General features: G+C 72.5%; 7 protein-coding genes. 1 reads left to right on the top strand and 6 read right to left on the bottom strand.

Annotation, left to right across the window (positions count from 1 at the left end):
- Positions 1–62: 62 nt before the first annotated feature.
- The 4 genes from ACGFW6_RS13510 to ACGFW6_RS13495 all read right to left on the bottom strand — a co-directional run bounded on the left by ACGFW6_RS13510 (position 63) and on the right by ACGFW6_RS13495 (position 4,340).
- The gene (locus ACGFW6_RS13510) at positions 63–569 is read right to left on the bottom strand and encodes a DM13 domain-containing protein (protein WP_393507810.1); all 507 of its coding nucleotides are present in this window, start codon (positions 567–569) and stop codon (positions 63–65) included.
- Between the two features lie 115 nt (positions 570–684).
- Complete coding sequence (locus ACGFW6_RS13505) at positions 685–1,575, bottom strand: hypothetical protein (protein WP_393507808.1); 891 nt, start codon at positions 1,573–1,575, stop codon at positions 685–687.
- Between the two features lie 56 nt (positions 1,576–1,631).
- Positions 1,632–2,333, bottom strand: a complete 702-nt coding sequence (locus tag ACGFW6_RS13500; RefSeq protein WP_393507806.1) for a flavodoxin family protein — start codon at positions 2,331–2,333, stop codon at positions 1,632–1,634.
- Between the two features lie 168 nt (positions 2,334–2,501).
- A complete protein-coding gene (locus ACGFW6_RS13495; protein ID WP_393507804.1) occupies positions 2,502–4,340 on the bottom strand; it encodes a prolyl oligopeptidase family serine peptidase in 1,839 nt (612 codons plus the stop codon).
- 122 nt (positions 4,341–4,462) lie between these two features.
- Between ACGFW6_RS13495 and ACGFW6_RS13490 the strand changes: the two genes are divergently transcribed.
- Positions 4,463–5,254: an SURF1 family protein gene (locus tag ACGFW6_RS13490; RefSeq protein ID WP_393507802.1), complete on the top strand. Its 792-nt coding sequence runs from the start codon at positions 4,463–4,465 to the stop codon at positions 5,252–5,254.
- A 24-nt stretch (positions 5,255–5,278) separates the two neighbouring features.
- Here the strand turns inward: ACGFW6_RS13490 and ACGFW6_RS13485 are convergent, their stop codons facing one another.
- The gene (locus tag ACGFW6_RS13485; protein WP_393507801.1) at positions 5,279–6,415 is read right to left on the bottom strand and encodes a hypothetical protein; all 1,137 of its coding nucleotides are present in this window, start codon (positions 6,413–6,415) and stop codon (positions 5,279–5,281) included.
- Positions 6,412–7,095 (bottom strand): SigE family RNA polymerase sigma factor, encoded by a 684-nt coding sequence (locus ACGFW6_RS13480; protein ID WP_393507799.1) that lies wholly within the window; start codon positions 7,093–7,095, stop codon positions 6,412–6,414. The genes ACGFW6_RS13485 and ACGFW6_RS13480 overlap by 4 nt, the downstream gene beginning before the upstream one ends.
- Positions 7,096–7,098: the final 3 nt, after the last annotated feature.

Raw genomic sequence — 7,098 nt, 5'->3', positions numbered from 1 at the left:
GGGGGGGGGGGGGGGGGCCCCCCCCCCCCCCCCCCACTGCCGTGTCCGTGCGATCTGTTCCGTCAGGCGGTCTGCTTCAGCTCGGCCGCGCCGAACGACACGCTGAAGCGCTCACACCAGATGGTCACCGTGGAGAACTGGTCCAGGTCGGTGCCGGCCGGGATCGCGTAGTTCTGATTGCCCTCGTTGCCCTTGAGGTCGCCGAGGTCGATGTGCTTGCCGTCGTCGAGGTTGCCGCCGTCGCCCTGCTCGACCGGCTGGTCGCTCAGCCACACGTGGAGGGCCGGGCCGTCCGAGGTGCGCAGGTCCGTCAGGCGCAGCGTCGCCTTGCCGTCCGCGAGCTGGAGGACGTCGACCGAACCACTGGTCTCGTGCTCGTGCGAGAGGAACGCGCCGTGCGCCGACTTCTTGGCCGCGGCCCCCTGCTGGGCGGCGGCCGCGGGCGGCGCCTCGTCCACGCGGTTGCTGGTGAACAGCCGCCAGGGCTCGAAGAGGTAGAGCCCGACGGCCAGCGCGACGGCGGCCACGGCCGTGGTGATCCAGAGGACGGGACGCTTGTTTCGGCACATGAGGGTTATCCGTTTCTGCTCGGGTGTTGGCATTCAGAGACGGAAAGAGCGGCGAACGTTACAGATGAACGCCCGCCGCTCCGTCCGGACTTCGCTGGTCGTCGGCCGAGGGACGTCAGCAGTTCTCGGCGGGGCGCGGCCGCTCGGGCTCACCGGAGGGGGCGGTCCTGGCACGGCGCAGCTCGTCGGCCTCGTCGCGCACGGCGTCGAGGCGGACCTCGAGCATGCCGACACGCTCGCGGTAACGCTCCAGCTCGGCCCGGACGAACACGGCGTCCGCCACCTGGCCGGCCGTCTCCTCACGGATCGCGGCCGTCTCCGCCGCGAACTTCTCCTGCGCGGTGTCGAGCGCGGCGACGGCCATCTCGGCCGCCTCCTCGGCCAGGGTGGCCCGCTCCTCGGCGGCGAGGATGCGCTGCGCGGCGGCCCGGGTGACCGTCTCGATCCGGGCCTCGGCCGCCGCGGAGTCGGTGATGATCGCCAACTCCTCTATGTAGGCGGGAAGTTCGGCGGCGAGCTGCTTGATGAGCGCGACGAGGGCGTCGCGCGACTGGGCGGCACGGTCGCTCTCGGCCGTCGACATCGCGGCCATGGCCGCCATCTCACTGCTGACGGCCTCCGCCTCCATCTGCTCGGCGGATACGGCGGACTCGGCGGATACGGCGGCGCGGGCCTCTCCGTGCTCCTGCTGCACCGCCTCGGCGCCGGGGATGTGCCCGGACCCGTCCGGGACGGCCGGCCAGGCGTGCCCGGCGGCGGGCGCCTGGGCCTCGTGCGCGCCCTCCTTGGCGGCCTTCTTCGCCTCGGCTGCCACGCGCTTGTCCTCCCTGCGCTGCTGCCGCTTGGCACGGAACTTGCGGAAGGCGCCGAGCGCGTTGTGCTCGGGGTGCCCGCAGTAGCGGGACGGCGCCTGCCCCTGCGCGTCGGCGGCGGGCGCCTCCGGCGGATTGGTGCAGCCCGGGTAGGCGCAGGTGGGGACGGTCTCGACGGTGTTCTCGACGGTCATTTCTCAGCCCTTCGTCATGGATTCGGCGATGTTCTGGAGTCGGCGGTACCGCGAAGTCAGCGGTACTCCGGGTTCTCGAAGTCGAACCGGCACCCCGCGTCCCACCGCGACCGCTGGTTCCCGTGCGCCGGGATGCCCCCGGCGTCCTTGAGCAGCCGGGCCAGATGCAGCAGGTTCCACGTCATGAACGTGGTGTTCCTGTTGGTGAAGTCGTTGGTGGGGCCGCCGGAGCCCGGATCGAGGTAGGAGGGACCGGGCCCGGCCTCCCCGATCCAGCCCGCGTCCGCCTGCGGCGGGATGGTGTATCCCAGGTGCTGCAGGCTGTACAGGACGTTCATGGCGCAGTGCTTGGCGCCGTCCTCGTTGCCCGTGATCAGACACCCGCCGACGCGGCCGTAGTAGGCGTACTGACCGGCGTCGTTGAGCAGGCCCGAGCAGGCGTAGAGCCGCTCGATGACCAGCTTGGCGACGGAGCTGTTGTCGCCGAGCCAGATCGGTCCGGCGATGACGAGGATGTCGGCGGCCATCACCTGCTGGTGGATCGACGGCCACGCGTCGCGTTCCCAGCCGTGCTCGGTCATGTCCGGCCACACCCCGGTGGCGATCTCATGATCGATCGGCCTCAGGTGCTCGACCTGAACGCCCTGCTTCTCCATGATCCGCGAGCTGAGGTCGATCAAGCCCTGTGTGTGGCTGCGTTCCGGGCTCTTCTTCAGCGTGCAGTTGAGGAACAGTGCACGCAGGTCGTCATGGCTCATACCCCTCAGTGCCGTACGGCCGCCGAACGTTACAAGCCCGCCCGGCAGTTGAGGGCCGGGCCGCCGGCAGCGCGGGTCCCGGGGTGCGAAGACACCACGGCCCCCGCAGCCGGGGCCGGCTGCGGGGGCCTGTGTCGAGGGCTTCGGCCCTGCGCGTTCAGGGAGAGATCAGGACGTGCGACGCCCCTTCAAGTGGCGCTCCGCGAAGTCCAGTTCCAGACCCACCTGCTTGATCCGCTCGTCCACCACCAGTGAGCCGTGGCCCGCGTCGTAGCGGTACACCTCGTGGGTCGCGCCGCGCGCTTGGAGGCGCTCGACGTAGTTGTCGATCTGGCGGATCGGGCAGCGGGGGTCGTTCACCCCCGCCGAGATGTAGACCGGGGCCGTGACGGCGTCGACGTAGGTCAGCGGGGACGACGCCTCGTAGCGCTCGGGTACCTCCTCCGGGGTGCCGCCCAGGAGGGTGCGGTCCATGGCCTTCAGCGCCTCCATCTCGTCGTGGTACGCGGTGACGTAGTCGGCGACCGGGACCGCCGCGATACCCGCCGTCCACGCGTCCGGCTGGGTGCCGAGGCCGAGCAGGGTGAGGTAGCCGCCCCAGGAGCCGCCGGTGAGGATCAGGCGGGACGGGTCGGCCAGGCCGGAGGTGACCGCCCATGCACGGACGGCCGCGATGTCCTCCAGCTCGATCAGGCCGACGCGGTGCTTCAGGGCGTCCGTCCAGGCTCGGCCGTAGCCGGTCGAGCCGCGGTAGTTCACGCGCACGACCGCGTAGCCGTGGTCCACCCAGGCCGCCGGGCCCGCCGCGAAGGAGTCGCTGTCGTGCCAGGTCGGGCCGCCGTGGATGTCGAACACCGTCGGCAGGGGACCCTCGACGCCTTCCGGGCGCTGGACGAGGGCGTGGATGCGGCCGCCCGGGCCCTCCACCCACACGTCCTCGACGGCGACCGAGCCCGGGGACTTCAGGCCGGGCGGGTCCAGCACGACCTGCCCCGTCGTCGAGCGCACCGCCGAGGGCTCCGCGGCCGACGACCACAGGTACTCCACGCTGCCGTCCGGCCGGGCCGTCGCGCCGGACACCGAGCCCGCCGGGGTCGGGACGCGCTCCGCGGCGCGGCGGGCCAGGTCGTACCGGAACAGTTCGCTGCGCGCCTCGAAGCTGTGCACGATCAGCAGACCGGTGCCGTCGGGATACCACTCCGCGCTCACGTCGCCGGGCAGGTCGAGGGCGAGGTCGGTCTCCTCCCCCGTCGCCACGTCCCACACCAGCGGCTCCCAGCGGCCGCGCCGCTGATGCCCGATGAGCAGCCGGGTGTCGCCGTCCACCGGGGCGAAGCCCAGGACCTCCAGGCCGAGCTCCTCGGTGCCGCCCCTGGTGTCGTCGAGCTCGGCGACCGCCGTGCCGTCGGGGCGCAGGACGCGCAGGGCCGAGTGCATGGCGTCGCCGTGCTCGGTGTGCTCGACGGCGATCAGCGTGCCGTCGTGCGAGAGGTCACCGACGCCTGCGGACTCGCGGTGGCGGTAGAGCTCCACCGGGGGCTCCCCGGTGCGGGCCAGGTGGATCGTCGTGCCGTCCTCGTCCGTCGAGCGGCCCACGACCGCCGTCCGCCCGTCCCGGCCGAGGGCGAGGCCCGCCGGGTACGACGGGTCCAGGCCCGGCGCCGCGAGCTCGTCCTCACCGCCGGCGAACCGCTGGCGGCGCCAGACACCGAACTCGTCGCCGTCCTTGTCGTCGAACCACCAGATCCAGGCGCCGTCCGGGGTGAGCACGCCGTCCGTCGTGCCGTTCGGCCGGTCCGTCACCTGGCGCTGCTCGCCCGTCGCCCGGTCCCAGGCGTACAGCTCGTACGTCCCCGTGGCGTTCGACACGAACAAGGAGCGGTCCGGCGCGTCCTCCGCCCAGTCGGGCAGCGACACCCGAGGCGCCCGGAAGCGCTTCTCCCAGTCCGGCATGTCCTTGTCCTGCATCTGGTGATCCCGCGAATCGGACGCGTGGCTGTCAGTCATGGCCCCATAGTGCCTGGCCCGGCGGACAATGCGCTGGCGAGGTCCCCAGCCTGTGGATAACTCCGCCCGCGGGACCGACCCCGCGGGCGGGACCGCCGCGACGGCCCCGTACCTTTGATGGCGTGTACCGGTTTCTGCTGACGCCCCGTTGGTGGGGGATCAACGTCTTCGTGCTGCTCGCGATCCCCTTCTGCGTGTTCATGGGGTCGTGGCAGCTCGGCCGGTTCGAGGCGCGCGTCGAGGACCATCGCAACGCCGGTGAGCAGGCCGCGGAGAACAAGCGGGAGGCCGCCCGGCCGCTCGCCGACCTGCTGCCGGTGGACAAGGCGACGGCGGGCCGGCAGGCCACCGCCGAGGGCCGGTACGCCGAGCAGCTGCTGGTGCCGGGCCGGGAACTGGACGGCAGGCGGGGCTACTACGTCCTGACGCTGCTGCGCACCGACGACGGCAAGGCCCTGCCGGTCGTGCGGGGCTGGCTGCCGGGCACGGCCGACCGTGCCGACGCGCCCGCCGCACCCACCGGAGAGGTCACGGTCACCGGAGCGCTCCAGGCGTCCGAGCAGCCCGGGGAGAACGGCGTGCCCGCGCAGGGCGGCCTGCCGTCCGGCCAGACGGGGGCGATCAGCGCGGCGTCGCTGGTGAACCTGGTGCCGTACGACGTCTACGACGCCTGGATCACGCTCACCAAGGCCGACCCCGGCATGAAGGCGGTCCCGGCGGCCGCCACCGCCGACACCGGCCTGGACCTGAAGGCGTTCCAGAACCTCGGCTACACCGGCGAGTGGTTCGTCTTCGCCGGCTTCGTGGTGTTCATGTGGTTCCGGCTGCTGCGCCGCGAGGTGGAGTCCGTGCGGGACGCGGAGCTGGGGCTGACGCCGGACGAGGAGCGCGTCTCCAGCCCGTCCGGCGTGTGATCCGAGGGGTCCCCGGCGCGGCGGCTACGCGCCCGCCAGCACACCCGTCCAGTAGACGGTCCCCGCGCAGGCGTTGGACACGACCACCGTGGCCGTCGCGCCTCCCGCCTCCGTCGTGTTGGAGATCGTGACGCTGCCGTCGAGGGTGGTGTCCTCGCCCAGCAGCTGGGTGGAGGTGCCCGTGTCGCCGCCGGTGGAGGTGCCCTCGGTGGCGCCGCTGGTGGTGTCGGTCGGCGTCGGGTCGGGCGAGGGCTCCCCGCCGCCCGTGGAGCCGCCGGTGTTGTCACCCGTGGTGGGACAGGTCTCCGTGGGGATCCAGGCGAACTTCACCGCGTACGACTCGCCCGGCTTGAGGACGAGCGAGGTGAGCTCCTGGGACGGGTCGGGCAGACCGGCCGCCGCGTCCCCGGCGATGTGCCGGATCGTGGTGATCTTCGCCTGGTCCGCGGCGCCCGAGGCCAGCGAGCCCACGCTGCCGGGGCTGCTCACCATGCAGTCGGCCGAGGAGATGTTGCTGAAGCGGAAGGTGCCGTACACCGCGTTGGCCGCGTCAGGCGCGTCGGCGGTCCCGCCGGACGTGCCGAGCTGGTCGACGGTGCACGCCGCGATGCCGGCCGCGGTGGTGGCCTCGGGGTCGTCGGGGCTTCCGGAGCCGCTGCCCGGGCCCGTGCCGGAACCCTTGTCCTCTTCCTTGTCGCTGCCCTTGCCCTTGTCCTCGGTCTTGCCGGAGGACCCGCCCGAGGTGCTCTGGCCGCCCTCGGTCTCCTTGCCCGGACCGGACCCGCCCTGAGCCTGCTCACCATGGCCGGCGTTGGAGGAGTTCACATCGGTGCCGGTGGAGTTGGACACATGCACCAGCGCCGGGACGGCCGTGCCGACGAAGAGGGCCGCGGCGGCCATGCCGACGAGCGCCTGACGCTTGCGCGCCCGGCGTGCGGGCACCGCCCGGCGCAGATGGTCCAGCGTGCCGTCGCGCGGCTCCATTTCGTGGACCGCGTCGTGGAGCAAGCGGCGCAGTGCCAGCTCGTCCGAGTCGAGACCCTCGGGGCCCTGGTCGTCGGGGCCGTGGTTCACAGTTCCGTTCCCAGCGTGCGATTGCTTCGGCTGTTGCAGGTCCGGCCGCTTCGCCGGCTCCCGCCGCTCGTCCTGGTCCCCGCTCATGCCGGCGCCTCCATGGCGACCCGCAGCGCCGCGATGCCGCGCGAGCCGTACGCCTTCACCGAGCCCAGCGAGATGCCGAGCGCCTCGGCGACCTGCGCCTCGGTCATGTCCGCGAAGTAGCGCAGGACGAGCACCTCGCGCTGGCGGCGCTGGAGGCCCTTCATCGCCTTGATGAGGGAGTCCCGTTCGAGCTGGTCGTAGGCCCCCTCCTCCGCGCTCGCCATGTCGGGCATCGGCTTGGACAGCAGCTTCAGGCCGAGTATGCGGCGGCGCAGCGCGGAGCGGGAGAGATTCACGACGGTCTGGCGCAGATACGCCAGTGTCTTTTCCGGATCCCGCACCCGCTTGCGGGCGGAGTGGACCCGGATGAAGGCCTCCTGGACGACGTCCTCGCAGGAGGCGGTGTCGTCGAGGAGGAGGGCGGCGAGACCGAGCAGGGAGCGGTAGTGCGCCCGGTAGGTCTCGGTGAGGTGATCGACGGTGGTGCCGGCCGCCGCGGAGTTCTCGGCGTGCTCGGCACCGTCACGCTGACTCGGGATGCGGGTGGGCCGCGCTGCGGGCATGGGCGCGATCACCGGCATGCCGCCGAGCGCCCCGGGCGTGCGGGGTCGGACGAGCCGGCGGGGCGGCCGTAGGGCCGTACCGCGGGTCGCCGCACTGAAGTCGAGTACCTCTGCCACGCC

The sequence above is a fragment of the Streptomyces sp. Y7 genome, from assembly GCF_043195415.1.
Taxonomy (GTDB): Bacteria; Actinomycetota; Actinomycetes; order Streptomycetales; family Streptomycetaceae; genus Streptomyces.
This window is presented reverse-complemented; position numbering and strand designations above follow the sequence as displayed.

What these genes read in the sequence shown, in the direction of transcription:
- ACGFW6_RS13510 (WP_393507810.1), bottom strand. Translation starts at nt 569, where the DNA reads ATGTGCCGAAACAAGCGTCCCGTCCTCTGGATCACCACGGCCGTGGCC.
- ACGFW6_RS13505 (WP_393507808.1), bottom strand. Translation starts at nt 1,575, where the DNA reads ATGACCGTCGAGAACACCGTCGAGACCGTCCCCACCTGCGCCTACCCG.
- ACGFW6_RS13500 (WP_393507806.1), bottom strand. Translation starts at nt 2,333, where the DNA reads ATGAGCCATGACGACCTGCGTGCACTGTTCCTCAACTGCACGCTGAAG.
- ACGFW6_RS13495 (WP_393507804.1), bottom strand. Translation starts at nt 4,340, where the DNA reads ATGACTGACAGCCACGCGTCCGATTCGCGGGATCACCAGATGCAGGAC.
- ACGFW6_RS13485 (WP_393507801.1), bottom strand. Translation starts at nt 6,415, where the DNA reads ATGAGCGGGGACCAGGACGAGCGGCGGGAGCCGGCGAAGCGGCCGGAC.